Source organism: Aliirhizobium wenxiniae (genome assembly GCF_014201355.1).
Classification (GTDB): domain Bacteria; phylum Pseudomonadota; class Alphaproteobacteria; order Rhizobiales; family Rhizobiaceae; genus Neorhizobium; species Neorhizobium wenxiniae.
Genome location: NZ_JACHEG010000001.1, coordinates 740708 through 766941, shown reverse-complemented (window position 1 = coordinate 766941; position 26234 = coordinate 740708). Strand labels below are relative to the sequence as shown.

29 protein-coding genes and 1 tRNA gene are annotated in these 26234 nt (G+C 58.5%); 10 read left to right on the top strand and 20 right to left on the bottom strand.

What is annotated here, in order from left to right; translation table 11 throughout:
* Positions 1 to 55 precede the first annotated feature (55 nt).
* Complete coding sequence (gene rpoD / locus HNQ72_RS03760) at positions 56 to 2116, top strand: RNA polymerase sigma factor RpoD (RefSeq protein WP_183989636.1); 2061 nt, start codon at positions 56 to 58, stop codon at positions 2114 to 2116.
* A gap of 126 nt (positions 2117 to 2242) precedes the next feature.
* Positions 2243 to 3478: a DUF930 domain-containing protein gene (locus tag HNQ72_RS03755; RefSeq protein WP_183989635.1), complete on the top strand. Its 1236-nt coding sequence runs from the start codon at positions 2243 to 2245 to the stop codon at positions 3476 to 3478.
* Positions 3479 to 3486: 8 nt separating this feature from the next.
* Here the strand turns inward: HNQ72_RS03755 and HNQ72_RS03750 are convergent, their stop codons facing one another.
* The 5 genes from HNQ72_RS03750 to HNQ72_RS03730 form a co-directional block, all read right to left on the bottom strand.
* Positions 3487 to 3654, bottom strand: a complete 168-nt coding sequence (locus tag HNQ72_RS03750; RefSeq protein ID WP_183989633.1) for a hypothetical protein — start codon at positions 3652 to 3654, stop codon at positions 3487 to 3489.
* Positions 3655 to 3992: 338 nt separating this feature from the next.
* Positions 3993 to 4739: a LysE/ArgO family amino acid transporter gene (locus tag HNQ72_RS03745; protein WP_183989631.1), complete on the bottom strand. Its 747-nt coding sequence runs from the start codon at positions 4737 to 4739 to the stop codon at positions 3993 to 3995.
* Positions 4736 to 5029 carry a helix-turn-helix transcriptional regulator gene (locus HNQ72_RS03740; protein WP_244654279.1) on the bottom strand — a complete coding sequence of 98 codons (294 nt, stop codon included), beginning with the start codon at positions 5027 to 5029 and terminating at the stop codon, positions 4736 to 4738. The genes HNQ72_RS03745 and HNQ72_RS03740 overlap by 4 nt, the downstream gene beginning before the upstream one ends.
* The gene (locus tag HNQ72_RS03735; protein WP_183989627.1) at positions 4915 to 5706 is read right to left on the bottom strand and encodes a hypothetical protein; all 792 of its coding nucleotides are present in this window, start codon (positions 5704 to 5706) and stop codon (positions 4915 to 4917) included. The genes HNQ72_RS03740 and HNQ72_RS03735 overlap by 115 nt, the downstream gene beginning before the upstream one ends.
* A 169-nt stretch (positions 5707 to 5875) precedes the next feature.
* Positions 5876 to 5951 (bottom strand) — tRNA-Ile (locus HNQ72_RS03730).
* A gap of 216 nt (positions 5952 to 6167) precedes the next feature.
* Here HNQ72_RS03730 and HNQ72_RS03725 point away from each other — a divergent pair.
* Positions 6168 to 6911: an SIMPL domain-containing protein gene (locus HNQ72_RS03725; protein WP_183989625.1), complete on the top strand. Its 744-nt coding sequence runs from the start codon at positions 6168 to 6170 to the stop codon at positions 6909 to 6911.
* Between the two features lie 92 nt (positions 6912 to 7003).
* Here HNQ72_RS03725 and HNQ72_RS03720 read toward each other — a convergent pair whose 3' ends face one another.
* Together HNQ72_RS03720 and HNQ72_RS03715 are read right to left on the bottom strand one after the other, a co-directional pair.
* Positions 7004 to 7357, bottom strand: a complete 354-nt coding sequence (locus tag HNQ72_RS03720; RefSeq protein ID WP_183989623.1) for a hypothetical protein — start codon at positions 7355 to 7357, stop codon at positions 7004 to 7006.
* Between the two features lie 132 nt (positions 7358 to 7489).
* Positions 7490 to 7912 (bottom strand): secondary thiamine-phosphate synthase enzyme YjbQ, encoded by a 423-nt coding sequence (locus HNQ72_RS03715; protein ID WP_183991278.1) that lies wholly within the window; start codon positions 7910 to 7912, stop codon positions 7490 to 7492.
* 231 nt (positions 7913 to 8143) lie between these two features.
* Between HNQ72_RS03715 and HNQ72_RS03710 the strand changes: the two genes are divergently transcribed.
* On the top strand, positions 8144 to 8869 hold the full coding sequence (locus HNQ72_RS03710; RefSeq protein ID WP_183989621.1) for a phosphatase PAP2 family protein: 726 nt from the start codon (positions 8144 to 8146) through the stop codon (positions 8867 to 8869).
* Positions 8870 to 8951: 82 nt separating this feature from the next.
* Positions 8952 to 9722, top strand: coding sequence for an SDR family NAD(P)-dependent oxidoreductase (locus HNQ72_RS03705; RefSeq protein ID WP_183989619.1), 771 nt, complete (start codon positions 8952 to 8954; stop codon positions 9720 to 9722).
* Here HNQ72_RS03705 and HNQ72_RS03700 read toward each other — a convergent pair.
* From HNQ72_RS03700 to HNQ72_RS03690, 3 genes are read right to left on the bottom strand one after another with little or no spacing between them, the layout of a single operon-like run.
* Positions 9719 to 10930, bottom strand: a complete 1212-nt coding sequence (locus HNQ72_RS03700; RefSeq protein ID WP_183989617.1) for an SAM-dependent methyltransferase — start codon at positions 10928 to 10930, stop codon at positions 9719 to 9721. The two genes, HNQ72_RS03705 and HNQ72_RS03700, sit on opposite strands and share 4 nt — an antisense overlap.
* Positions 10930 to 11727 carry a DUF1365 domain-containing protein gene (locus HNQ72_RS03695; RefSeq protein WP_183989615.1) on the bottom strand — a complete coding sequence of 266 codons (798 nt, stop codon included), beginning with the start codon at positions 11725 to 11727 and terminating at the stop codon, positions 10930 to 10932. Before HNQ72_RS03695 ends, HNQ72_RS03700 begins: the two co-directional genes overlap by 1 nt.
* Entirely contained in the window at positions 11724 to 13079 is a 1356-nt protein-coding gene (locus tag HNQ72_RS03690) for an NAD(P)/FAD-dependent oxidoreductase (RefSeq protein ID WP_183989613.1), read from the bottom strand. The genes HNQ72_RS03695 and HNQ72_RS03690 overlap by 4 nt, the downstream gene beginning before the upstream one ends.
* Before the next feature lie 207 nt (positions 13080 to 13286).
* Here HNQ72_RS03690 and HNQ72_RS03685 point away from each other — a divergent pair, with 207 nt between their 5' ends.
* The 3 genes from HNQ72_RS03685 to HNQ72_RS03675 are packed head-to-tail and all read left to right on the top strand — an operon-like array spanning position 13287 to position 14944.
* A complete protein-coding gene (locus tag HNQ72_RS03685) occupies positions 13287 to 13871 on the top strand; it encodes a sigma-70 family RNA polymerase sigma factor (RefSeq protein ID WP_246450200.1) in 585 nt (194 codons plus the stop codon).
* The gene (locus HNQ72_RS03680) at positions 13868 to 14527 is read left to right on the top strand and encodes a ChrR family anti-sigma-E factor (protein ID WP_183989611.1); all 660 of its coding nucleotides are present in this window, start codon (positions 13868 to 13870) and stop codon (positions 14525 to 14527) included. The genes HNQ72_RS03685 and HNQ72_RS03680 overlap by 4 nt, the downstream gene beginning before the upstream one ends.
* Positions 14528 to 14536: 9 nt before the next feature.
* On the top strand, positions 14537 to 14944 hold the full coding sequence (locus HNQ72_RS03675; protein WP_183989610.1) for a DUF2177 family protein: 408 nt from the start codon (positions 14537 to 14539) through the stop codon (positions 14942 to 14944).
* A gap of 87 nt (positions 14945 to 15031) precedes the next feature.
* Here HNQ72_RS03675 and HNQ72_RS03670 read toward each other — a convergent pair whose 3' ends face one another.
* On the bottom strand, positions 15032 to 15421 hold the full coding sequence (locus HNQ72_RS03670) for a response regulator (protein WP_183989608.1): 390 nt from the start codon (positions 15419 to 15421) through the stop codon (positions 15032 to 15034).
* Between the two features lie 114 nt (positions 15422 to 15535).
* The gene (locus HNQ72_RS03665; protein WP_183989606.1) at positions 15536 to 16468 is read right to left on the bottom strand and encodes a DnaJ C-terminal domain-containing protein; all 933 of its coding nucleotides are present in this window, start codon (positions 16466 to 16468) and stop codon (positions 15536 to 15538) included.
* Positions 16469 to 16889: 421 nt separating this feature from the next.
* Between HNQ72_RS03665 and HNQ72_RS03660 the strand changes: the two genes are divergently transcribed.
* Positions 16890 to 17609, top strand: coding sequence for a Crp/Fnr family transcriptional regulator (locus tag HNQ72_RS03660; RefSeq protein ID WP_183989602.1), 720 nt, complete (start codon positions 16890 to 16892; stop codon positions 17607 to 17609).
* On the opposite strand, the gene HNQ72_RS03655 is transcribed toward HNQ72_RS03660, so the two are convergent.
* A complete protein-coding gene (locus HNQ72_RS03655) occupies positions 17606 to 17968 on the bottom strand; it encodes a response regulator (RefSeq protein WP_183989601.1) in 363 nt (120 codons plus the stop codon). The genes HNQ72_RS03660 and HNQ72_RS03655 overlap by 4 nt on opposite strands.
* Positions 17969 to 18169: 201 nt before the next feature.
* Here HNQ72_RS03655 and HNQ72_RS03650 point away from each other — a divergent pair, with 201 nt between their 5' ends.
* A complete protein-coding gene (locus HNQ72_RS03650) occupies positions 18170 to 18886 on the top strand; it encodes a Crp/Fnr family transcriptional regulator (RefSeq protein ID WP_183989600.1) in 717 nt (238 codons plus the stop codon).
* Between the two features lie 87 nt (positions 18887 to 18973).
* Here HNQ72_RS03650 and pepT read toward each other — a convergent pair whose 3' ends face one another.
* The 7 genes from pepT to kdgD all read right to left on the bottom strand — a co-directional run bounded on the left by pepT (position 18974) and on the right by kdgD (position 26226).
* Positions 18974 to 20209 carry a peptidase T gene (gene pepT, locus HNQ72_RS03645; RefSeq protein WP_183989599.1) on the bottom strand — a complete coding sequence of 412 codons (1236 nt, stop codon included), beginning with the start codon at positions 20207 to 20209 and terminating at the stop codon, positions 18974 to 18976.
* A 148-nt stretch (positions 20210 to 20357) separates the two neighbouring features.
* Entirely contained in the window at positions 20358 to 21638 is a 1281-nt protein-coding gene (locus HNQ72_RS03640; protein ID WP_183989598.1) for a TRAP transporter large permease, read from the bottom strand.
* Complete coding sequence (locus HNQ72_RS03635; protein ID WP_183989597.1) at positions 21638 to 22159, bottom strand: TRAP transporter small permease; 522 nt, start codon at positions 22157 to 22159, stop codon at positions 21638 to 21640. Before HNQ72_RS03635 ends, HNQ72_RS03640 begins: the two co-directional genes overlap by 1 nt.
* Before the next feature lie 81 nt (positions 22160 to 22240).
* Positions 22241 to 23227 carry a TRAP transporter substrate-binding protein gene (locus HNQ72_RS03630; protein ID WP_183989596.1) on the bottom strand — a complete coding sequence of 329 codons (987 nt, stop codon included), beginning with the start codon at positions 23225 to 23227 and terminating at the stop codon, positions 22241 to 22243.
* Positions 23228 to 23279: 52 nt separating this feature from the next.
* Positions 23280 to 24161 (bottom strand): amidohydrolase family protein, encoded by an 882-nt coding sequence (locus HNQ72_RS03625; RefSeq protein WP_183989595.1) that lies wholly within the window; start codon positions 24159 to 24161, stop codon positions 23280 to 23282.
* Positions 24161 to 25309, bottom strand: a complete 1149-nt coding sequence (locus tag HNQ72_RS03620) for a mandelate racemase/muconate lactonizing enzyme family protein (RefSeq protein ID WP_183989594.1) — start codon at positions 25307 to 25309, stop codon at positions 24161 to 24163. Before HNQ72_RS03620 ends, HNQ72_RS03625 begins: the two co-directional genes overlap by 1 nt.
* A 5-nt stretch (positions 25310 to 25314) precedes the next feature.
* Positions 25315 to 26226 (bottom strand): 5-dehydro-4-deoxyglucarate dehydratase, encoded by a 912-nt coding sequence (gene kdgD / locus HNQ72_RS03615; RefSeq protein WP_183989593.1) that lies wholly within the window; start codon positions 26224 to 26226, stop codon positions 25315 to 25317.
* Between the last annotated feature and the right edge of the window lie 8 nt (positions 26227 to 26234).

Sequence of the window (26234 nt, the reverse complement as noted above, 5' to 3'; positions counted from 1 at the left end):
TCAACGTGGCCCATCTGGTGCGGCGCAGTGGCGTTCAGGGAAAGTGACGAAATACATGGCAACAAAAGTCAAAGAAAACGAAGAAGCCGAGAACGAACGCGAAGCCTCGCATGACGGTCCGCTTCTCGATCTTTCTGATGACGCGGTCAAGAAGATGATCAAGGCCGCGAAGAAGCGCGGCTATGTGACCATGGACGAGCTGAATTCGGTTCTCCCATCCGAGGAAGTAACCTCCGAGCAGATCGAAGACACGATGGCGATGCTGTCCGACATGGGCATCAACGTGGTCGAGGACGAGGAGGCCGAGGACGGCGCCGGTCGCGACGACGATGACAGCTCCGATGGCGACGACAACGAAAGCGAAAGCGGCGAACTGGCGACGTCCGGTGGCACGGCTGTTGCGACCGTCAAGAAGAAAGAGCCGACCGACCGAACCGACGATCCGGTGCGCATGTATCTGCGCGAAATGGGATCGGTCGAGCTTCTGTCGCGCGAAGGCGAAATCGCGATTGCGAAGCGCATCGAGGCCGGCCGCGAAACCATGATCGGTGGCCTCTGCGAAAGCCCGCTGACCTTCCAGGCATTGATCATCTGGCGCGACGAACTCAACGAAGGCACGACCCTGCTGCGCGAGATCATCGATCTCGAAACGACCTATTCCGGTCCGGAAGCCAAGGCGGCGCCGCAGTTCCAGAGCCCAGAAAAGATCGAGGCCGACCGCAAGGCTGCCGAAGAGAAGGAAAAGAGCCGCAAGGCCCGCATGTCTGCTGCCAATGACGACGATATCACGTCGGTTGGCGGCGAGATGCCGATGGAGGAAGAGGAGGAGGACGACGATGAGTCGAGCCTGTCCCTTGCTGCCATGGAAGCGGAACTGCGTCCGCAGGTCATGGAAACGCTCGATCTGATCGCTGACACCTACAAGAAGCTGCGCAAGCTTCAGGACCAGCAGGTCGAGGCGCATCTCTCCTGTTCGGGCACGCTGTCCTCTGGCCAGGAAAAGCGCTACAAGGAGCTGAAGGACGAGCTGATCACGGCAGTTAAGTCACTGTCGCTCAATCAGAACCGCGTTGATAGCCTTGTCGAGCAGCTCTACGATATTTCCAAGCGTCTGATGCAGAACGAAGGCCGCCTGTTGCGTCTGGCGGAATCCTATGGCGTCAAGCGTGACAGCTTCCTTGAGCAGTATCAGGGTGCAGAGCTTGATCCGAACTGGATGGAGACGATCGGCAACCTTGCAGCCAAGGGCTGGAAAGAGTTTGCGAAGGCCGAAATTCGCACGATCTCTGATATCCGCTCGGAGATCCAGAACCTTGCGACAGAAACCGGCATTTCCGTTGCCGAATTCCGTCGTATCGTGTCGATGGTACAGAAGGGCGAGCGTGAAGCGCGCATCGCCAAGAAGGAGATGGTTGAAGCCAACCTTCGCCTCGTCATTTCCATCGCCAAGAAGTACACGAACCGCGGCCTGCAGTTCCTCGATCTCATTCAGGAAGGCAATATCGGCCTGATGAAGGCGGTCGATAAGTTCGAGTATCGCCGCGGTTACAAGTTCTCGACCTATGCGACATGGTGGATTCGTCAGGCGATCACCCGTTCGATCGCCGACCAGGCCCGCACGATCCGTATTCCGGTGCACATGATCGAAACGATCAACAAGATCGTTCGTACCTCGCGCCAGATGCTGCACGAGATCGGCCGCGAACCGACGCCGGAAGAACTGGCTGAAAAGCTGGCTATGCCGCTCGAAAAGGTCCGCAAGGTCCTGAAAATTGCCAAGGAGCCGATATCGCTCGAAACCCCGGTGGGTGACGAAGAAGATTCGCATCTGGGTGACTTCATCGAGGACAAGAACGCGCTTCTGCCGATCGACGCCGCCATTCAGGCGAACCTTCGCGAAACGACGACCCGCGTTCTGGCATCGCTCACCCCGCGTGAAGAGCGCGTGCTGCGCATGCGTTTCGGCATCGGCATGAATACGGACCATACGCTGGAAGAAGTCGGCCAGCAGTTCTCGGTTACCCGCGAGCGTATCCGTCAGATCGAAGCGAAGGCGCTTCGCAAGCTGAAGCATCCGAGCCGTTCCCGCAAGCTGCGGTCGTTCCTCGACAGCTAAGGCTTTCGGCACGCTCTTCAAATTATCGGCATATTGCCCGGCAGATGAAAGTCTGCCGGGCTTTTTGTTGTTCGCCATGGGCAGCAGGGACTTCATACTGCCGCTCTTTCATCCTACATCGGTGGCATGCAGGAAGGATCACGAAAGCCGCGTCACAAGCTTTATGGAGGCATTGCCGCTTCCATTGCCCTGCATGTCATCATCGCAGTGGCCCTGTTCGTGCGTCTTCCTGCCGCCGAGATGCCGCAACCCCAGGAAGAAAGCGTTTCGGTCGAGATCGTGCCACCGCCGGAAGAGCAACCGGCCGAGGAAAAACCTGCCGAACAGGAGCAGGCCCTGAACCTGACCATGCCGGAACAGAAGCCGGAAGAGCAGCAGGCGCCGCCGCCACCAGAGCCAGAAAACAAACCCGCCGAGGAGGCCAAAGCCGAGCCGCCTCCTCCTCCGCCTCCGCCAGCACCAGAGGAAAAGGTGGAAGCCGAACAGCCGCCACCTGCAGAGCCGTCACCGCCGCCTGAAGAGCAGGCGAGCGAGGAGCCGCCACAGGCGCCGCCATCCGAGCCCGCCTCCGCGGACCAGACGCAGAACAACGAGCAGCAGGAGGCGAACGGCCGTCCGTTGCCGGTTCTTCGCCCGGTGTTCGAGTTCGGAGAAGACAGCAAGGGATCGGGCGTTTCTCCCGACGGCAATGCAGCCGAGGAGGGGGAGGTTGCGAAAGCCGAGGATCGGGATCCCGAAATCCCGGCAGAGGCAGCCGAAGAGACGAGCGAGGCAGCGGCAAGCGAAGCCGAACCTGAGGTAAAGGCCGAGGCCGGGGCAGCTGCACCGGCCCTGCCACAGGATGTGGCGCCGCCTTCTCTTGAAACGGCCAATGCAAATCCGCTCGCAACCAGCGATGACGGTACGATCGAAGGCATCCTTGCCGATATTGCGGCAGAGCCGGTGGAGAGGCCGCCAGAGAAGGAAAAGCCTGTCGGGGATGAAGCTTCGAAGGCCAAGCCTATGAAGGAGGCCAAGCGGCTGTTCTCGCAGACAGATACGTCGGATGCCTCGGCGACGACGGCGATGGCCAATATTCCGCGCGGCGTACGGGCGAGCCAGCTCTGCACCACGGAATTAAGGGAACAGTTGCGGCACGGTTCTCCTGCCTATCAGCCTGAAATCCTGCCGTCCTATTCGCTGCCTCAGGGAAACGTTCTCGATATCCGCAGCGCGGCCTTCCGCGCCAGTGCGCAATGGTATGACGTGCGTTTTCGCTGCGAGATTGACGACGGCGCGACGAAGGTGGTGTCCTTCGGCTTCGAAGTCGGTGGAGCGGTGCCGCGCAGCCAATGGAAGGCCAGGCGGTTTCCAGAGTTCTAACCTACGGATTACGGCGTCTGCGCCTCGTCGAGCATATGAACCAGCTCGCGAATTACATCCAGAGCCTCGTTGAGTACGACCAGAATTTCGTCCGAGGGGATTGAATCGAGGTTTTCAATCGCATCGGTAAGTTTTGCCACGATATCCGTGCTGATTGCCGTTGCGTCTGCTGCCATGCCGAAGCCCCTGCCTGCTGATTGAGCCCGAAGGAAGGTGTCATGCATGGTGCTCAAGTCAATGGTTCCGGCGTTGCATATCGCTTGAAAGCCATTGAGAGGATGACGACGAGACAACCAAGGCATAGACGGGCGGTGATCAGCGCCAGCCAAACGTCCCAGATGTTGATCTTCGCATAGGCCGCGGTGGCAGCGGCTTCCGCAAGCTGGATTGCCCAACTCGAATAGGAAATTGCGGTAGCACCGTTGCCGTCGCGCTCTATGGCAATGATCTGCGGAGTCTGGGAGACGATCTTCCGGTTACTGAAGAACCCAAAGCTGGCGTCGGCAGCATCATCCTAGTTGCGGAAAAGATAAAGCTGGCGGACGAGGAGTGCCGCAGAGGCGATAAGGAACAGGCCTGCGGCGATATCGAAAAGGCGCTGGTTGCGGGGACTGGCCAGCCAGTGCTGCAACAGGCGACCCATCAGCGCCCAGCCATAGAAGCGGAGCGCAGAGGCGGCCAGAAAGCCCGCCGCGAACCAGAGGCGAAGTTCCTGTTCGAAACTCGCTGCCATGGCGCCAGTGAGGAAGACGATCTCTATATAAACGAGGGGATTGAGCCACGTAACGGCGAGCATGGACGACAGCGCCCGTGTTGTCGTCGTGACGCCAACGGTTTGCGACAGAGCATCCGTCCTTCGTTTCAACAGCGACGACAGCCCGCACCAGAGGAGAAAGCCGATACCAAGCAGGCGAAGCATATCGTCAACAACAGGGGCGATCCGGATGACTGCGCCGACCGACACGAGGCCGGCCGTGACCAGCAGGAATTCCGAGAGATAGCCGACAGTGGCGATCAGGAGTGGCGCCTTTGTCAGCGCGCCGGCCCTGATCAGATAGAGGTTTTGCGGGCCTATCGAAAAGATCAGGCTGGTGCCGAAGACAAAACCAGTGCCGCCAGCACTCAAGATGTAGGAACCCGACACGCCGAACCCTCCGCGTTTGCCGTTACAATCGGCATCTGTTGCGGTTATGCGGCATAGCGAGCCAGTGTTCTTCTCACGCAGCGTAAGCGTGGCTCCAAGATTGCGAAAATCGTTCAATCGCAGCGGTTCTTGGGTGGTGGGACGCGATGGGTGCCGGGCGGATTGCCGAATTGGCGGCCGAAGGCGCGATAAAAGGTTGCGAGATTGTTGAATCCGCTGTCCAGCGCCACGTCAAGGACTGATCGTTGCGGGAAATGCCGAAGGGACTGCATGGCCTGGGTCAGGCGTGCCTTCATGATGACGGCTGAAACGCTGATGCCGGTCGGTTCGAAGGCCAGATGCAGCGAGCGCAACGAGATGGCGAGGTGATCCGCGACCTTCCGTGCATTGAGGCCGGGGTCGGGCATCGTAGTGCGATGAACAATTGTGCTCTTGCTCGGCGCGCTTCGAGCAGCGAGGTGCGGAGTTCATCGCAGGAGCGCGCGTCCAGTCCGTAGGCCACCATCGCAAGCCGAGTCAGCGTCTGCAGCGCGGCCTGTCCCGTGATGGCTGTAGGGTCATGCAGCGCTGCGCAGGAGAGAAAGCAGGATGTGAGCAGGCCATGCAATTCGTTGTCCGGCCTGATCATGACCGGCTTGAGGATCGGCTCCGGCCCGATAAACGGTTCGAAATGCCGCCTCGGAACATAGGCGCAGGTGACAACGGAAAACCGCGCAAAGGTGACGCTTTGCGGTGCATCCAGATCAAGCATCAGGATGTGGCCGGGACCGGTCTGCAAAAATGGTGCGTGATAGGCGAAATTCTGGTCATAGCTGCCGTTCTGCAGGAGCGCGATTAGCAACATACCGCTCGGGTGCCGGGCAATATCGCCATCCAGTCGCTTGAGTTCGACCTGGTTCAGGAAAAGACGCGTGAAGAAAGCATCTCCAATTAAGCTTCCTTCGACGCGCAGACGGAAATCACGGCTGCCGAAGCGCGAGCCTGACACATCGATATAGGGCAGCGGCGAACGCTCCATCGCGCCTGCGAGATAGGCGGTACGGCCTGTCATGTTCACGAGATCGGTATCGATGACGCCCGACATGTCCCCCTCGCGAAACGACCCTCAGGGCCACAACAAAGATGAAGGCATTATCCGAACCGACCGAATGCTGCGCCCGAATATCACGATTGTCAAATACATGTGATTTGTTGTCGTGTTTGCAGATGCTGTGGTCGCGAGGCGTAGAGGAAATAACGCAAAAAATACAGAATGGTGGGCCCGGAGGGACTCGAACCCCCAACCAAGCGGTTATGAGCCGCCGGCTCTAACCATTGAGCTACAGGCCCTGCCGGTTAGGGCAGTGGTTCGACGCAATGGTTCGTCTCACCTTGGTGCTCGCTCTAACGCAATTCTTCACCGGTCACAAGCGGTTGCCGCAATAGCTTCACAATGAACCTGCAGGTATGGTTCTGTAATGTCAATGAATTGCCTCTTTCCCATCGCTTTCAGTCTGCTGCAGAGCGGGTGGGTCGAAATCTAGAGAAGAACACAAGGAAGAACCGATGAAGCCTTTCTCCCATTTTGCTTATGCCGCACTCCTCGTGCCCATGGTGCTTTCCGGTCCCTTGTCCAGCAGCGCTTTTGCTCAGGAAAGCAAACCGCGCGAAGCTCAGATCAACGTGTCAGGCGAGGGGGAGACCGCAGTTGCTCCCGATATGGCCATCCTTTCCCTGACCGTGCTGCAGCAGGCTGAGACCGCCGAGGCGGCCCTCACGGCCAACAATGCCGCCATGCGCAATGTAGTCGGTGCACTGCGTGAACGCGGTGTGGAGGAGAAAGATATCCAGACAAGCCAGTTCCAGATTTTTCCACGCCACGAGCAGACGGATGCAAAAGATGGAAACTCGGATCCCGGCAAGATCGTCGGTTATCAGGTCAGCAACGCGTTGACCGTTCGGGTGCGTGATCTTTCGAAGCTTGGCGCGCTCCTTGATCAGTCGGTCAAGCTGGGCGTCAATGAAGGAGGGCAGATCAGCTTCACCAACGATAATCCCGAAGCTGCCTTGACCGAAGCTCGCAAGAAAGCCGTCGCTCAGGCACTTGCCAAGGCAAAGACTTTGACGGAGGCCGCAGGTGTCAAGCTTGGCCGTATCATCGAGATGAGTGAAAATTCGGTGCGTCCTATGGCGCAGCCCATGATGCGGATGGCGATGGCAAAGGAAATGGCTGGGGATTCCGTTCCGGTCGCAGCCGGAGAAAGCACCTATACTGTGACTGTCAATGTGACCTTCGCCTTGCAGCAGTAAGCTGACTGAAAGGCACTTGTCCCGCAAAAAAAAGCCCGGTCGCTTATGCGGCCGGGCTTTTTGGTTTCCAGGTCACGGCTCGGGCTGCTGCCCTAGCGGCGAATTACTGGGCATCCGCGTTCGTTGGCGAAGACCACGCGGTCACGGCCATGGCGATCGCGGCCCACGACGACGATGGCGCGGCGGGAGGCATCGACAATCCGGGCGCGCCGAAGCCCCATGCGCTCCGCCTTGTCGAGCGCACGCCCTGGCGAGCAGCCGGGGCGGTCATGATGGCGGCGCCAATCGCGGCCCCGATCGTCATGCCGTTCGTAATATTGCACGTATATGCCGTTTCCGTTGGGGCCGAAGCCTCGTTCGAAGGCGGCAGCTGTGGACGCAGTGGCGGAAATACCGCTGAGGCCGACGATTGCGGCAAGTCCGATCCTGGTGAGCAAACTGGTCATGGGAGATCCTCCTGTTGCAGCCGTTTTTCTTTTCGCCATGTCAGGCGATGATCGGACATTATTTCCCAAAGCCTGAACGCATCCCCAAGGGTACGTTCAGGCTGGGTTCAGCGCCGCAAAGGGTGATCCGGATCAGGTTGAAAGATGGAGAACGATCTCGCGGCGATGTGGCTGGTCGCGATGTTCAAAAAGATAGATGCCTTGCCATGTGCCGAGCATCAGGCGTCCTCCATTAACCGGGATGCCTATCGACACGGCTGTCAGTGCGGCCTTGATATGAGCCGGCATGTCATCCGGCCCCTCGGTCGTGTGAACGACCCAGCTCATGTCCGGATGGATGGAGGGTGGCACCAGTCGACCGAAAAAGGTTTTCAGATCCCTCTGGACGTCGGGATCGGCGTTTTCCTGTATGAGCAAGGAACATGAAGTATGCCTGACAAACACCGTCAGTAGCCCTTGGCCAACATGATGGTTGCGAACGAAGGCGTCAGCCTGGTCCGTGAATTCGTACAGGCCCTGGCCTTGGGTGGATACGGAAAGCATGGTTTGCGGCATCAAATCCTCCGTTTTTCCGCTCCGCTGATCTCGTGTTCCCCATGTAGAGGCGAGGCATGCATCCGGCTTCAGGTCGAGGTTTAACAGAATCAGCGCAAGCGGGTTCGCGTAAGGCCAGATGATCGTCAGGACGTACCAAACGTCAATACGGGCCGAATGGCCTGTCAAATTCTTGCGTGAGAGCACTTGTCCCCTATCTAGACTGAAGGTTCAACAAGCCTGCGAGAGCGCATGCCACTGCATCAGCAATTCAGTCGTCGTTTCATCGATCGTTTTATGACTTTCGAGCCGATAAGCCTTATCATCTTCGCCTTGATGGCAGGCGGGATTTTTGCCTTCCTGACGCTGACGGGAGAGGTGCTTGAGGGAGACACACATGCGTTCGACGAGGAAATTCTGCTTGCACTGAGGCAGACAACCGATCTTGGAGTGCCAATCGCTCCTTCCTGGGTGACGCATGCCGTGGGTGATATTACCGCGCTTGGCGGAGTTACGGTGCTTTCGCTGATGACCGTTCTTGCTTTCGTCTACCTTCTACTGGCGCGCCAGACGGCAATTGCGATATTCATGTTTCTTTCGATCGCCGGCGGGTGGGTGCTTAGCAGCGTCCTCAAGCTCGGTGTCGCGCGGCCCCGTCCGGATATCGTTCCGCATCTAGTCGAGGTTCATGACATGAGCTTTCCGAGCGGCCATGCGATGCTTTCGGCTGTTACCTATCTTACCCTGGCTGCACTGCTTTCGCGTGCGCAACAATATCGCTCCACGCGGATATTCCTTCTGGCTACGGGGATCTTGCTGACGTTCATGATCGGTTTGTCGCGCCTCTATCTAGGCGTTCATTATCCTACCGACGTGCTTGGTGGTTGGTGTGCCGGTGCCGCCTGGGCTGCTGGCTGTTGGCTGCTGGCACGCCGCTTCATTGAACGAGAGCCGAAAAACTCCGTCTCCGTCCGCTGAAATTTCTCGTCATGTAAATTCCATTGGTGGGATCCAATTGCACTAGCCCTGCGTATCAAGCATGAGCTCGATAGAGGATGCCATGGCTGAAACGATAACAGGAAAACGCCTTGCCTGGATTACCGGTGCAAGTTCGGGCATAGGGCGCGCGGTCGCGCTGAAGCTGGCGGACCGAGGCTGGCAGGTGGCTGCCAGTGCCCGTTCGGTGGAAAAGCTCAATATACTTGCAGCAGAGCGGCCCGGTCTTATCCAAGCCTATCCTCTCGATATAACGGATGGATGGGCATCGAGCGAAGTGGTGCGCAATATAGAGCAGTCGCTCGGATCAATCGATCTCGCCTTGTTTTCCGCCGGCGCTTATATGCGCGAAAGTGCGCGCCAGTTCGACGCTGGCCAACTGGCAGAAATGTTCAATCTCAATGTCGTTGGCACGGGGCACGTTCTTGAGGCGGTAATGGCGCCGATGATTGCACGACGAGCGGGGCATATTGCGGTAGTAGCCTCGGTTGCCGGTTATATAGGCCTCCCGGGTGGTGGAGTTTATGGCGCGACGAAATCGGCCCTGATTACCCTTTGCGAAGCTTTGCGGCCGCAGCTTGAACGGGAGGGGGTGGTTCTGCAGGTCATCAATCCCGGCTTTGTCGACACGCCGATGACGAAGACGAATGATTTTCCGATGCCCTTCCTGATCAAGGAAGACGAGGCGGCCGACGCCATCATCAAGGGGCTTGAGAGCAGTCGCTTCGAGATCGTCTTCCCGTGGAGGATGAAGGTGGCGATGAAGCTGCTTGCCGCTTTGCCCTATCCGATCAGTCTTGCTGTGACGCGCAGGATGCTTCGCAAGGAAGCTTAGCTAGCCAGCCTGAACTGCACGACATCGAGGCGGCCGGTGCGAAAGCCGGCAGCGCAATATTGCAGGTAATAGTGCCACATGCGGAAGAAGCGTTCGTCGAAGCCGTGTGACATTATCCTCTGCCAGTTCTCTCTGAACGCCTTGTCCCACAAAAGCAGGGTCCGCTCGTAATCGCGACCGAAGCAGAAGCGATCCTCTACCGAAAGCTCTGAGGCCCTTGCTGTTGCTTCGAACGCCGTGATGCTGGGCAGCATGCCGCCTGGAAAGATATAAGCCTGGATGAAATCCGCATGGCTTCGGTAATGGGCGAACCGCTCTTCGGCGATCGTGATGACCTGGACGAGAGCCTGTCCTTTCGGAGAGAGCAGGGATTTGACCCGGTCGAAATAAGTCTGCCAATTCTCCTCACCGACCGCCTCGAACATTTCGATTGAAACGATTTTGGTGAATGTCCCTTCGCAGTCTCGATAATCTTCCAGACGGATATCGGCGCGGTCTTCAAAGCCTGCCTGTCTCAGTCGTGTTTCGGCAAAGGCGGCCTGCTCTTTCGAGAGCGTCAGCCCGGTGACGCGGCATCCGGTTGCGCGGATAGCCTCTTCGGCAAAGGCGCCCCAGCCGCAGCCGATCTCGAGCACGTGGTCGTCCTTGCCAATATTCAGTTCCTCGATAATGCGCCGGTACTTGGCTTTCTGCGCATCGGCCAGATTTTCGCGTGGTGCGGAGAAAATGGCGGACGAATAGGTCATGGTTTCATCGAGCCACTGCCCGTAGAACGCATTGCCGAGGTCGTAATGGTAGGCGATGTTGCGACGGCTGCCGGCCTTCGAATTGCGGTTCAGTCGATGGCGGATACGTGCGATGAATGCAGCCATGGGGCTTGCCTTCATCATCCTGTTCCAGCGGGCCTCGTTGGCAATCGCCAGATCCATCACTGCCCCTAAATCCGGAGTTTCCCATTCGCCTTCGAGATAGGACGTGGCGAAGCCGAGGCTGCCACCCGCCGCCAGACGACGAAGTGGGCGCATGGTCCTGAATTCGATCGTTGCTGTCGGCCCGCTTGTTTCTCCGACGAAACGCGCTTCACGACCGCTCGCAAATCGCAGCGTCAGTTGCCCCACCGCCAAGCGATTGGCCCATCGGCAGAGGATTCTCTCGAGAAAGGAAAAGGACGGCAGCGGCAGTTCAATCTTGTGATCGACATCCGACATCAGCGGGTCTCCGTCCGTGGGGTATGGGCTACGATGGTCGAGGCTCTGGGTGAGGCTGCGCGTGCATGACGATGAACGGGTACCCGCTTGAGCCATAGGCGCAGCGCCTCCCAGTGGATGGCAGCCGTTACCTTGAGCGTCATCAGCGGATATTTGAGAAAGGCCATCGCCAGATTGCGGTCGGTGAGGGGGGCGTGCCTGCCCTGGAACATCGCATAGAGAAACATGCCGTCAGCGTCGGACTCTTTGATCGCGATCCGCACCTGCTCTGCAGGTGTCCTGACCGAGAAATCGTAGCGGCAATCCATCGGCACGAAGGGCGAGACGTATAAATCCTTGTTGCAGGAATGGCTTATCTGGCCGCTGTCCTCGCCATCGGCTGGAATGATATAGGCATGCCGTTCGTGGAAGGTGTTGCAGACTTCGTAGATGACGGCCCGCAGTTCGCTCTTAACGCCGTAGCAGAAATAGACGGTGAGGGGATTGAAGACGTAACCGAAAATGCGGGGATAGCAGAGGACCCTTATGTTCAGCTCATCGGTATTTATCCCGGCATCCGAGAGTTGGCTCGTTACCCATGCCTTGAGGCCGTCCGATATGCCGTCGCCATGGTCCTTCTCCCAGAAGCTGAACAGGCCTCGTCGATTGACGCCGAACAGGCGCAGAGAGCTATCCAACTCTGCCAGTTCGTCGAGATCGAGCAGCAGCGAAAAGACGCTGTAGCGCAGGTTATGCTTTTTCGGCCTCAGCCTCGTGTGGACGACTGTGCCGGCATAGATGCTGGAGGTCAGGCTCATTCGGCAGCCTCGCGAAATTCTTCGATCCTGATGCGGCCGGATTCGTTTTCGACGCTCCATGGACGGCGGTTTCCTCCGAGCGCTTCGGCGACGGCAAGCCCCGATTGAAGGCCGTCCTCATGGAAGCCGCTGCCGAAATAGGCGCCGCAGAACCATGTGTGGTTGCGGCCCTGAAGCTGCCAAAGATCGTGCTGGGCTTTAAGGGCGCGGGTGTCGAAGCGGGGGTGGGTATAGTCATATGTGCCGTGGATCAGTCTCGGCTGCAGTTCCCGGTTGGGGTTGAGTGTGAGAAACAGGGACTGGGCTGTGTCCAGCTTCTGGAGCCTGTTCATCCAGTATGTGACGCAGAGTTGCTGATCTCCGTTGCCTTCCGTGCCGCTGATATAGTTCCAGCTCGACCAGACATTGCGGTGTTTTGGCATCAATGCCGGATCGCTGTGCAGGACTGCCTTGTTGCGGGTATAGCCGAATGCGCCAAGCAGATTCCGTTCGCGGTCATCGGCATCTGCCAGCATGTTCAAGGCCTGATCCGCATGGGCTGCGACTACCACATCATCGAATTCGTCCGAATGGCCGTGCGTGTCAGTTACCGTTACGCCGTTCGCGGCGCGGCGGATCGAGGCGACCGGAGCGGAAAGCCTGATCGTCCCGCCAAAGCCGGCGGCGAGTCGCGTTACATATTCCCGGCTGCCGCCTTCGACTGTTCGCCATTGCGGCCTGCCGGAGAGACGCAGCAGGCCATGGTTGACAAAAAAACGCAGGAAGGCATGCAGGGGGTAATCATGCATTTCCTTGGCCGTCGTCGACCAGATGGCGGCTCCCATCGGCATCAGGTGATCGTTGATAAAGGACGCGGAGTAGCCTGTCTGACGGAGATAGGCGCCAAGCGTGATCTCCCGCATATCCGGCTGATCTAAAAGGGCGGGTGATTGTTTGTAGAATTTGAGAACGTCGCGCAACATGGACCAGAAGCGGGGCCGGACGATGTTTCGTTTCTGCCCGAGAAGTCCCTTCAGGCCGGTGCCGCTATATTCGAACCCGCCATTATCCATGGATGCGGCAAACGACATGTCCGAAGCGATCGTCGGCACGTCCAGATAGTCGAACAAGGCGACGAGGTTCGGATAATTGGTCTCGTTATAGACGATGAAGCCAGTATCGACCGGGATGCTGCGACCCTCTATCTCGGCATTCACGGTATTGGCATGACCACCCAGCCGGTCAGCGGCTTCGTAAAGAGTGACATTATTGCTTTTGGACAATAGCCATGCGCAGGACAGGCCGCTGATGCCTGAGCCGATGACTGCGATCCTTTTCGCTTCCCGTCCTAAACTCCCAGTCAAAGGCGTCATCCCAGCATCCTCGCTCTTGTCTGCAATCAACTACGAACCAGGGCGGCAATCGGATCTCTGCAGAAATTCACAAAGGGTGTGATCCACATCTGGAAGCCTTTCGTAAAGCTTGCCATGAACTTGAGCTCACCTATCTCGCTTGATAAATGGCAAATATATCGACCGTCGCCTGTCCGGCTGGCGGGACTAGCAGCGCGTGGGCTCGGGATGAACAATAAAAACTCCGGTGGCTCGGAAGCCGAGGATCTCGCGAAGGCCGAGATGGTGCGGCTCCTTTCCATCGTCGGACGGGAGCGCAGCGCAGATGCGTTCGAAGCTATATTCCGGTTTTATGCTCCACGCATCCGCAGCTTCATGGCAGCCAAGACCAAAGACAGACAAGCTGCCGAAGAGTTGATGCAGGAAACCATGACTGCGGTGTGGAACAAGGCCGGACAATTCGATCCTGCTCGCGGCAACGTGTCTGCATGGATTTATACAATCGCGCGCAATGTGCGCATCGATGCCTTTAGGCGCAAACGCCCGGAATTCGATATGAATGATCCGGCGTTCGTTGTTGACGAAGTCGCTCCAGCCGATCAGGAGTTCCAGCAGCTCCAGGAAGCACAGTTGTTGCGCGGTGCGATGGCGACCTTGCCGGAGGAGCAACTGGACGTGCTGCGGCGTGCCTTTTTCGATGAGGCTTCGCATTCGACAATCGCGCGCGATCTTGGTGTTCCGCTCGGAACCGTCAAATCGCGGATCCGGCTGGCATTCGAGAAGCTGCGTTCCTCGCTGGAGGGACGGCTATGAGTGTGAAGCATCATCTGAGCGACGATTTTCTGATCGAATATGCCGCTGGAGGCCTTTCTGAAGGCTGGAGCCTTGCGGTGGCAACCCATCTGGCGCTTTGCTCCGAATGTCGTCAGCGTCTCCATGCGATGGAAGGGGCCGCAGGAGCGCTTCTGGACAAGGCAGACGAAGGCGCCAATGAAGACGAGGCCTGGGCGCGATTCAAGGCTCGAACGGCTGATATCAGGGTCGAGGAAATCAAGCCTGAGATCCCAACGATCACAAAGCAGACAGTCGTGCTTCCGGAGCCACTTCGATCCTATGTCGGTGGCGATCTTGCCGACCTCAAATGGCGAACGCTCGGGCGTGGTGCCTATCAGATCCTGATCGATACGAAGGATAAGGATACGCAGGTGAGGCTGCTGCGCATTCCAGCCGGAAAGCCGGTGCCGGAGCACACCCATGAGGGACGCGAGCTGACTCTGGTGCTGGCCGGAAGTTTTCGCGATGGCGAAGATCTGTTCGCCCGCGGGGATATCGAGGAAGCCGACGGCGATCTGCTGCATACACCCACCGCAACTGAGGGAGAGGATTGCATCTGCCTCGCCGTGACCGAAGCGCCGTTGAAATTCTCGAGCTGGATCGTGCGGCTGGTGCAGCCGATCCTGAAAATCTGAGAGGACGAGATGACCTATCTGCTTGCCTATATAGGAACTGTGGTCGCCTTCCTCGGTCTCGATTTTATATGGCTCGGCACGGTCGCCACAGGTTTTTACCGCAGCCGGATCGGCAGCCTTTTGCTTGACCAACCTAACTTCCTAGCTGCCGGTATTTTCTATCTCTTCTATGTTGCCGGTATCGTCTACTTCGCCGTTCAGCCGGCGCTGGTGTCCGGAAACTGGACTACAGCAGCCATTGCAGGTGCCATTCTCGGCTTGGTTGCTTACGGCACCTACGACATGACGAACCTTGCCACCTTGAAGAACTGGTCACCGATGGTCAGCGCCGTCGATATGGCTTGGGGTACGGTTCTCACCTCGTTTTCGGCGGTCATCGGGTACTGGGTGGCGCAGAAGTTTTCCAGCGGAACGTGATTGTCTCCGGATGGTGATGTGGGCGCGTGCCGAATGGCGTAGCCCATTGCTGGGCTGATTTCACCAAAGCTATCCGTGATGCTGTGATCAGGCAGTGCTGCTTGCGCCAAACGTCTCTGCGACCAGCCGGTTGAGCTTTTGAGGATGCCAAGGTTTGGGAAGCATGGGGAGGTCTTTCAGCCTGCTCTTGAGTTCCGGCAGTTCGGCATGGCTGCTGCATATGATAACCGGAACGTCCCGTTCCCGAAGCATCTCGATGACCGGAACTGACAGTTCACCATGGAGATTGAGATCGACGATGGCGCCAGCCAGATCATTGCGCGGGATTGCATCCATCGCGTCGGCGATCCTGCCGAAAGGGCCTATGATGTTGTGGCCGGTTTGCAGCAGATGGTCTTCCATGTCCATCGCCAGAAGAAGATCGTCCTCCAGTAGGAGGATGTTCGGATAGTCGTTCAGATAATCGGCTTCCGTCATTTTACCTTTACAGTGTGATATGAGGACCAGGGCAAGATGACACCTGGTCCAAATATTTCAAGCGTGGCTTTCGTCTTACACGACGTCTGACAGACTTATAAAGTTCCACCTTACTTAAAGGTTAAGATGTTTGCGCGGATCTTCGTTGGGCTTTTCCGCCCAGTTCTCCATCAATGCTGCAAGATCAGGATCCGGTTTCTCCGACAGGACAATCTTCACCGTCGCCAGCAGATCACCATATCCGCCGCCGGTCTTCGGGGCGCCCTTACCCTTGAGACGCAGCGTCGTGCCGGTATTGGTGTTGGGCTTTAGCGTTACGTTCAGGTAGCCTCCGGGAGTCGGTACCTTGATCTTGCCGCCGAGCACCGCCTCGCGAATGGTGATGGGGATTTCCACGCGGATATCATCGCCGTCGCGCTTAAAGAACGGGTGCGGTTTGATCTTGATCTCGATGAGGGCATCGCCATCCTGGCCTTTGGCCGCGCCTTTTCCTCCCTTGCCGCGCAGGCGCAAGACCTGGCCGTCGCGTGTGCCTGCGGGGATCTTTACATCAAGCGATGAGCCGGTGCCGAGAGAGACCGGTGCGGTCGTGCCGTTGATGGCGTCGAGGAAGGGGACTTCCATCGTGTAGTGAACGTCTGCCCCCTTGGAACGAAACTGCCCGCCGCCGAATTGCGAGTTCGCCTGGCCTCCGCGGCGGGACATGAAGCTTTCAAAAATATCCTCGAAGCCGCCGAACTGTGAAAAGCCGCCTTCATCGAAGAAGGCCTCTCCGCCGTTAGTTCCTGCATATTCCCGGTGCTGCTGGAATGGGGCGCGTTCGACACCGTTGATGTCGATCTCGCCACGGTCGAAGCGGGCGCGCTTTTCCTCATCGCCAAGAATTTCGTTGGCGGCGGATATCTCCTTGAAGACCTCTTCGGCTTTGTTGTCGCCGGGGTTCAGATCGGGGTGATATTTCTTGGCGAGCTTCCGAAAGGCGCTCTGGATGTCCTTCTGCGACGCATCCTGCTTCACGCCCAAAATTTCATATGGATTCTGTCTCATCACTACCTCCAGACGCAAAACATGAGTTGAAACCAGAGCCGTCTCGGGGATCTGAGGGCACGGTTTCAGGCGGCCTTGCAGCGGTCCGATCCATCATCGGACAAGGGTAATGGACGGCGCTCCGCCTTATCCGGCGGGCACTAAAGGGGATCATGCCTTCGTCGCACCATATCCTCGTCAAGCAACATGGTCGGTAGAAGCTGCGGAATTCATCATGCCGGTCCCACTCAGGCAACCGACAACCATGAGGTGGTGTTTTGAATTGGGAACTTCAAGGGATCGTACTCGTTACCAAAGCGCCCGCCGGGACGGGAGAGACGCAGCGATGATCAGTTCTGAAAGCTTTCAGGCAGAGGACGCGCGCTCTAACCGGGACGGCGGATGACCCGTACGCAACAAAGAGGATACAGAAAGGATAAACATGCGAAACCAGAACAAGCTCCTGGCGCTTCTCTCTCTCGATGATTACGCGGCCCTCGAACCCGTCTTGGAACCAATCGATCTTCCGCAAGGGTTTGTGCTGTCGGCGCCGGGCGAACCGCTCGAACACTGCTACTTCCCGTTTTCCGGCGTGATCTCCACAGTCGTGACATCCCCGTCCGGCAAGCGCACGGAGATCGGCCTTCTCGGGCGTGAGGGTGTGTCTCCGTCCTCCATCGCATTGGGTGCGGCGGATGCCCCCTATCTCGTCGTTATGCAGGTGCCGGGACATGGCGCCCGCGTACCGATTGGCGTGATGCGCAGGATGATGGAAGCCTCGCCCCCGCTGAAGCGCCTCCTGACGCGCTGGGCACATGTTGCGTTAAGCCAGGCTGCTTTCACGGCGCTGTCGAACGCCATCCATCCTGTGGATGAACGATTGGCGCGATGGATCCTGATGTGCCACGATCGGGTGGATGGCGATGCGATCGACCTGACGCACGAGTTTCTGGCTATTATGTTGTCGGTACGCCGACCGAGCGTGACGGTGGCGTTACATGTGCTGGAAGGCAAACAACTGATCTATTCGCATCGCGGCACGATCATCGTTCGTGACCGCAAAGCTCTCGAGCAGTTTGCTGTGGATTCCTATGGCGGTGCCGAGCGGGAATATGAACGTATGTTCGGGGATATCCAGGATATCACCCGCAAATCGGCCTAGATGACAGCAAGTCGGGTTCTGATCCGGTCGGCCAGTGCGTCCGGATCGCTCGGCTTGCTCATCCATTCGCTTCCTTCGAAAAGCGCCGCATTCCATTCTGGCGGTTTTTCGCTACCGGTATAGATCATGAAGGGGATGCTGTTTTTCTGCAGGCGGGCAAGGACCGGCTGGCTGTCGCCGTCGTTGAGGTAGAGATCCAGCAATACGAAGTCGGGTGAGGATCGCTCAAGCCAGGCCATGGCCTCCTTTTGGGAGCGCAGCGTGACAAAATTGCTCATGCCCTTGTCTGTCAGCGCTTCCTCGATGTCGAGGGAGATCAGTGGCTGGTCTTCCAGCAACAATATGAGCCTGTCTGCCAAATCGAATCTCTTCCCCTGCAAGATACTGATTAGTTAAACAGTTTTTGCGCGCGTGTACCCCTTTGTCTGATACCGTACCGAGGAGGCCCGGCGGGTTGTGTCGCGAATTTTATGGCCATAGATGGAAATCGTTCAAATCAAGCGGAGACTTCTCGTTCAGAGGAAGCCGAACAGGCCATGTTCTCCTATCAAGGATGAGCGATGGCTGACATTCGGCAAACGGCGGTCCGTAACAATCTGCTTCGGCTGATGCTGCCCGCGACCTTCTCCGCAATCGTCGCCAATCTGGAGCCGGTGGACCTGCCGCGCGGTTTCGAGCTTTCGGAACCGCATGAGGAGGCTGAATACGCCTATTTCCCGGAGACCGGCATAGCGTCGATTGTCGCTCGCTCGCCGCAGGGGCAGCATGCCGAGATCGGCATTTTCGGGCGCGACGGGATGACGCCCGCTGCTGTCGTGCTCGATGCAGGTTCCGATCCGTTTTCGATTTTCATGCAGGTTCAGGGGGACGGCTTTCGCATCTCGACCGGGCTTTTGAAGCCGCTACTCGATCAAGATGCCGAATTGAAGAACCTGCTCGGGCGTTACGTTCAGGCGCTTTCGGTGCAGGGGGCTTTTACGTCTCTTTCCAATGCCGTCCATCATATCGATGAACGGTTGGCACGCTGGATCCTGATGTGCCACGACCGCACCGACGGCGACGAGATCAGCCTGACACATGAGTTTCTGTCGATTATGCTCGCGGTCAGGCGCCCGAGCGTGACGACGGCTTTGCATGTGCTTGAGGGCCGCAAGCTGATCTATTCCGAACGCGGCATGATCATCGTGCGCGACAGGCCGGCGCTTGAAGAGTTTGCGGCAGATGCTTACGGCGAAAGCGAGCGCGAATATTTTCGGCTGCTCGGGCCGTTCAGCTGACCGAAACAATCTGGCCACTCATGAACAGGGCGCCAATCCGTTTGCGAATTGACGCCCCGTAAGCAATTCGGAAAGCCTGTCGGTTCCTCAGGCGCGCTCTTCCCATAGTTTGGCCAGTTCGACGATCGTCTTCACTGCCTTTTCCATGTCTTGGCTGCTGACCCATTCGATTGGAGAGTGGAAGGCATGGCCGCCGGCGAAGATGTTGGGGCAAGGCAGGCCCATGAAGGATAGACGCGCGCCATCGGTGCCGCCGCGAATGCTGCCACGCACCGGTGACATTCCAGCCCGACGGATCGCCTCTATGGCGTTGTCGACGATCTCGGGGTGGTGGTCGAGCACTTCCTTCATGTTGCGATACTGCTCGGTGATCTTCAGCGTATGCGACGAACCGGGATAGTCGGCCATGACTTCGCTGATGATGGTCTCGAGCAGCTTCGCCTTTTCCTTCAGCCCTTCGGTCCTGAAATCGCGCAGGATGAGGCTGATCTTTGCGCTTTCCATCGTGCCGGATACCGAGGTCGGATGGATGAAACCGTCGCGGCCCTTGGTCGTTTCAGGCGTCATATCCTTCGGCAGTTTGGCGATGATGTTGCCGGCGATGCGGATGGCGTTTTCCATCTTGCCATAGGCGAAACCGGGATGGATCGCGACACCCTTGATCAGGATGTCGGCGCTATCGGCCGAGAAGGTCTCGTCCTCGATCGTGCCGGCCGTTTCGCCGTCGAGCGTGTAGCCGAAATCTGCGCCGAGCTTCTGCAGATCGACCTTGGCGACGCCGCGGGCAATTTCCTCGTCGGGCGTGAAGAGGATGCGGATCGTGCCGTGCTTGATGTCCGGGTTGGCGAGCAGATATTCGGCGGCGGTCATGATCTCTGCAAGGCCGGCCTTGTCGTCGGCGCCCAGCAGGGTCGTGCCGTCGGAGGTGATGACGTCGTTGCCGATCTGGTTCTTTAGTTCGGGATGTTCGGCCGTCTTGATGATGCGGCTGGTATCGCCCGGCAGCGTGATGTCGCCGCCCTGGTAATTCCGGATCACCTGCGGTTTGACGTTGGTGCCGGAAAAGTCCGGTGCGGTGTCCATATGGGCGCAGAAGCAGACGACCGGGACATTGTTCTTGCCGGTGTTGGATGGGATCGTCGCGTAGACATAACCGTGCTCATCGAGTTCAGCGTCCTTCACGCCGATCGCCTGCAATTCGCTGACCAGAAGCCTGCCGAGATCTAGCTGTTTTGCCGTCGACGGCTGGGTGGGCGAAGATGCGTCGGACTGGGTGTCGAGGACGACGTAACGGAGGAAGCGGCTGGTAACGGTATCGGTCATGATGAAATCCGGATGGGAAAGCGATTTGAATGCGGTTGACCATAGACCTCGACGCTCTCGCCGTGAACCGCAATTTCTCGCATAAAAATAGTGCCTGAAATGGAAGATCCCGCCGAAGCGGGATCTGAGTTTGTGGGTGTGTCGATTCCTACCGGAACAGGCTCGGTAGCCAGAGCGACAGGGCGGGGATGTATGTCACCGCAAGGAGAACAAGAAGGCTGGCGCCGAAGAAGGGCCAGATCGTACGCATCGCCTCGCGGATGGATATGCCGCCCACCGCGCAACTGACGAAGAGCACCGTTCCGACCGGTGGTGTATTCAGCCCGATGCCGGCGTTGAGGATCATCACGACGCCGAAATGGACCGGATCGATGCCGAAAGCCTTGACCACCGGAAGCAGGATCGGCGTTGCGATGATGACCATCGGCGCCATGTCCATGAAGGTGCCGAGGATCAGAAGGATGATGTTGATCATCAGAAGCACGATGATCGGATTATCCGAGATTGCGCTGATCGCGGCGATGATCAGTGTCTGGACCTGCAGGAAGGCCATCAGCCAGCCGAAGGATGCGGCGGTGCCGATGACCAGCAGGACCATGGCCGTGGTGCGGACAGCGCCCATGACTGCCTCGACAAAGCCAGACCAATCCAGTTCGCGATAGACGAGCATGGCGACAAGGAAGGCGTAGAGGACGGCAATGCAGGAGCTTTCCGTCGCGGTGAATACGCCGGAGCGCACACCGCCGAAGATGATGGCGATCAGCAGGATGCCCGGAAGCGAGGCTGCCAGATAATAGCCAAGGCGGCGAAAGCCTGGGAAGGCGTCGGCCGGGTAACCGCGTTTGACGGCGACCCACCATGCGGTGAACATCAGCGCTGCGGCAAGAAGCAGGCCTGGGATGATGCCTGCGGTGAAGAGATCGGCGACCGAGACATTGCCGCCGGCGGCGATCGAATAGAGGATCATGTTGTGCGACGGCGGGATCATCAGGGCGATGATGGCCGCATTGGCGGTGACGTTGACCGCATAATCCCGATCATAGCCGCGCTTGGCCATTTGCGGGATCATCAGGCCACCGACGGCCGAGGCATCGGCTACGGCCGAGCCGGAAATGCCGCCGAACAGGGTAGAGGCGACGACATTGACCTGACCGAGGCCGCCGCGCATGTGGCCGACCAGGCCGGCCGCAAAGCGGATCAGTCTTGCGGCGATGCCGCCGCGCACCATCAGGTCGCCGGCGAAGATGAAGAACGGGATCGCCATCATGGCAAAAACGTTCATGCCGGAGTTCAGCTGCTGGAAAACGACGATCGGCGGCAGGCCCAGATAGAGTACCGTCGCGAAAGACGCGATGCCGAGGCAGAAGGCGATCGGCATGCCGATGATCATCAGAAAGGTGAATGAAGCGAAAAGGATCGTATAGGCCATTATGCGGCCTCCTGGACAAGCACGTCTGCAGCGATTTCCTCGCCGATCGCGACGTCGATGAAACGTTCAAGAGCAAAGATCGCGATCATCACTCCACCGCCGATCATCGGGAAGAAATCGGTGCCGCCCGGCCAGCCGAGGACGGGGATGCGGGCGGACCATGTGCCGGCTGCAAGCAGGGTCGAATAATAGGCCATGCCGATGCCGAAGAGCACGATCAGGCCGAGGCTTAACAGGTCCATCGCCTTCTGGATGTTCGGTGGCATCATGTAGCGCACGATGTCGAGGCCGAGATGCACGCTTTCGCGCACACCGACGGCGGCGCCGAGCATGATGAACCAGGCCATCAGGTGGAGCGACAGAGGCTCCGACCATGCCGGCGAGTCATTGAGTATGTAGCGGCCGAAAATCTGCCAGCCGACGATCAGCGTCATGGCGATCATGCCTATGCCCGCGATCCATAGTGAGAGGCGGCTGACCACGCCCAAAGCGGGTTTTATCGCCTGCATGAATTTTCGCATTGTTCTGTTCCTCCTCCTTCCGGACTTTGCGCCGGATATGCGAAAGCCGGCCTCAAAGGAGGCCGGCCATCATTTTGGCGATTATTGAACTGCCTGGATTTCGTCCAGCAGCGCCTTCATGCTCGCGTCGGTGACGAACTTGTCGTAGACCGGCTTCATCGCGGCCGAGAACTCTTCCTTGTTGACGTTGATGACCTTGACGCCGCCGGCACGAACCTTTTCTTCCGAGGTCTTTTCGCGGGCGGTCCAGAGTTCACGCATCTTCACGACCGAGTCCTTGGCCGCCTGACGGACGATCTTCTGGTCGTCCGGGGTCAGCTTGTCCCACGAGACCTTCGACATGACGAGGATTTCCGGGTTCATCGAGTGCTGGGTCAGCGTGTAGTTCTTCGCCACTTCGTAGTGCCGGGCAGACTCGTAGGACGGCCAGTTGTTTTCCGCGCCATCGACCACGCCGGTTTCAAGTGAGGAATAGACTTCGCCCATCGGCATCGGCGTCGGGTTGGCGCCAAAAGCCTGCATCATGGCGATCCAGAGATCGGACTGCTGGACGCGGATCTTCAGGCCCTTGAGGTCGGCCAGTTTCTCGACCGGCTTCTTGGTCGTGTAGAAGGAGCGGGCGCCGCTGTCGTAATAGGCAAGGCCGATCAGGCCATGAGGTTCGAACGCAGCCAAGATCTTGTCGCCGATCGGGCCGTCGACGACCTTATGCATATGGTCGGTCGAACGGAACAGGAAGGGCAGGCCGAGGACAACCGTTTCCGGGATAAGGTTGTTGAACGGGGCGGCGTTGACGCGGTTCATGTCGATGACGCCGAAACGGGTCTGTTCGATCGTGTCCTTTTCGCCACCGAGAACCGAGTTGTTCATCACCTGGATGCCGATGCGGCCTCCGGTGCGTTCCTTGACGAGATCACTCATATATTTGACCGCGTCGACGGTTGGATAACCGTCCGGATGGATGTCAGCCGAGCGCAACGTGACCTGCTGCGCGTGAGCGAGCGGGACGGCCGTCGTCGCAGCGAGGGCGAGCGTCAGCGCCAGCCCGAGAGCTTTCGTGATTTTCATGTTTTCCTCCTCCAAAGAAACCGGTGCCTCCACGCACCGGTTATTCAAAATATCAACTCGTTGATGCACTCCATTCCTGCAGACCGAAAAGGGTCTGCGGGTTCTCTATCAGGGCAAGATGCCGGGCGGTGTCGTCCGGCAGCCAGCCAAGTACGGTATCGGTCAATGCTGCGTCATCCGGGTAATCCGCCTGTTCGCGGGCCAGATTGTGCGGCCAGTTGGTGCCCCAGACAATCCGTTCCGGGGCATAGTTTGCGATCTCGCGCGCAACAGCTGCGACATCGGCGTAATCGGGGCCACCCGTTTTCGATGATTCATAGACACCGGCGAACTTGAACCAGCAGTTTCCGGCGTCGATGAGGCGTTTGACGGCGGCGATCTCGTCGCTTTCGGGTGTGACGCCGGAGAAGAATTTGCCATGGTGGTCGAAGACCCAGCGGGACTTCAGATTTTCCAGACGCGCTTCGTGGTCAAGGATATTGCTGCCGTCGAACTGCACGGCGAGCATCCAGCCGTGGGCAGCTGCTTTTGCATCGACCGTTTCGAGTTCCGAAAGATCGACTGCGCCGCCCGGCAGATCCATGATGCGGGCGCCGACAATGCCGGCTTCTGAAAGGCGGACCATCTCGGCATCGCTGGTATTGCCGTCGATGATGCCGACGCCACGGGCGACATTGCCCATGATGTCGAGGCAGGCAACCAGATTGGAATTGTCCCGCTGATGCGCATTGCCCTGCGTGATGATGACCCGGTCGATGCCGAGCCATTGCATGAGCTTGCGATATTGATCGGGATCGGGCAGGGCGCCTGCCGGCAAGCCCGGGCCACCGGGCAGTGACGGATAACCCGGCAGATACATGTGCATCTGCGTATCGACCGCACCCCGCGGCAGCTTAATCTTCGGAGCCTTGCCGGTGAGGGTGCGAACGAGCATCAGGCCGCTCCCTTTTCGTCGGGCATGCGGAATTCCTTCAGTGCATCGCGGTCGATCTCGATGCCGAGGCCGGGGCCGTTCGGGATCTGCACCACGCCGCCCTTATGCTCGATCGGCGTCTTGACGATCGCCTGACGGAAGGGATTGTGAGTGCGATCGAATTCGAGGATCGGTTCGATCGGGTTGAGCCGAACCGGGCTTGGTACCATCGCCGCCATGAACTGCAGGGCGGCAGCGATATGGATCGCAGTTCCCCAGACATGGGGAACAACGCGGATGCCATGAAGAGCCGCAAGATCCGCAACGCGCTTTGCCTCGGTAAAACCACCGACCCCTGCGAGATCCGGCTGCACGATATCGATCGCACGGGTCTCGATCGGCTCGCGCATGCCCCAGCGGGTGTGCCAGGTCTCGCCACCGGCGACCGGGATCGGCTGTCGGCTACGGACTTCGCGATAGGCGGCAAGCTGTTCAGGCACAACGGGTTCCTCGAACCAGTCGATGCCGTATTGCGCAGCCGCATTGCCAAGCCTGATCGCCTCGACAGCGTCGTAACCATGGTTGGCGTCGATCATCAGCCGCATGTCGGGGCCGGCGGCTTCGCGAACGGCGCGGATGACGCGCAGGTCTTCCTCGACGCCGAAGCCGATCTTGATCTTGGTGGCGTGGAAACCTTCCGCCCTGTAGCGGGCGACGTCGGTGGCATTGTCCTCGACGCGGTCGACGCCGTCGCGCTTGAAGCTGCCCGTTGCGTAGGCCTTGATGCTCTCGCGGAAACGCCCGCCTAGAAGGATGGAAATGGGGGCGTTGAAATGTTTGCCCTTGATATCCCAGAGCGCCATGTCGATGCCGGACAGGGCGGTAATGGCCAGACCGCGCTGGCCTTGGTCGCGAAGCGCATTATAGAGCTTCGCCCAGATCTTTTCGGTCTCAAGCGGATTTTCACCGATCAGCCAGTTGGCATAGGCCTGAACGACTGCGGCATTGGGACGGGCAGGGCCGAGGCATTCGCCCCAGCCCACCGTGCCGTCGTCGCACTCGATCTCAACCAATATATGAGCCCGGCGATCGAAGCGCATGGAGGCGCTTTCGAAAGCCACATCGAGCCGGTGTTCAAGAAGATGAGTGCGAACCGACGCTATTTTCATCCGGCTTACCTCTTGTGGCTGCCGATGAGCTTGAGGAGCATCTGCTCCTCTTCCGCCGTCAGATCGTCCAGCGGCGGACGGACCTTGCCGGCATCGAAGCCCTGCAGACGTACGCCGGCCTTGATCGCGGCGACGGCATAACCCTTGCGACGGGCACGCAGCGCCATGAACGGATAGAAGAACTCCGTCAGGATCTGTTCGCAACGGGCGCGGTTGCCTGCGCGGAGTTCCTTGTAGAACTCGACTGCAAGACCGGGAACGAAGTTGAAGACGGCGGACGAATAGGTGGTGAAACCAGCGCCGAGATAGGCTTCGGCAAACAGTTCCGCTGTCGGCATGCCGCCGAGATACATCAGGCGATCGCCCATGGTTGCCGTGACCTGGCGAACGAGGCCGATGTCGCCGGTGCCATCCTTGAAACCGATCAGGTTCGGGCATTCGTCGCAGAGGCGCTTCAGCGTGTCGACCTGCAGTACGGAGTTGTCACGGTTATAAACCATGACGCCGATGCCGACAGACTGGCAGATTTTCTTGACGTGCTGATAGAGGCCTTCCTGCGGCGCATCGATCAGGTAGTGCGGCAAAAGAAGAATGCCATCGGCGCCGGCCTTTTCGACGGCCTTTGCCATTTCAACGCCGACACGGGTGCCGAAGCCGCAACCGGAAACGATCGCGGTATTGCTGTTGGCCGCCGCTTCCTTGGCGGATTTCACAATGGTGGGCACTTCATCAGGAGAGAGCGAGAAGAACTCGCCGGTGCCACCGGCTGCAAAAAGAACCGGCGCTTCGAAACCGGACAGCCATTCGATGTGGCTCTGGTAGCTATCCTGTTTGAATTCCCCCTCTTCATCGAAATGGGTAACAGGAAAGGACAGTAGGCCGGCGCCAAGCGCTGCCTTGATTTCTTCAGGCGTCATAATGAAAT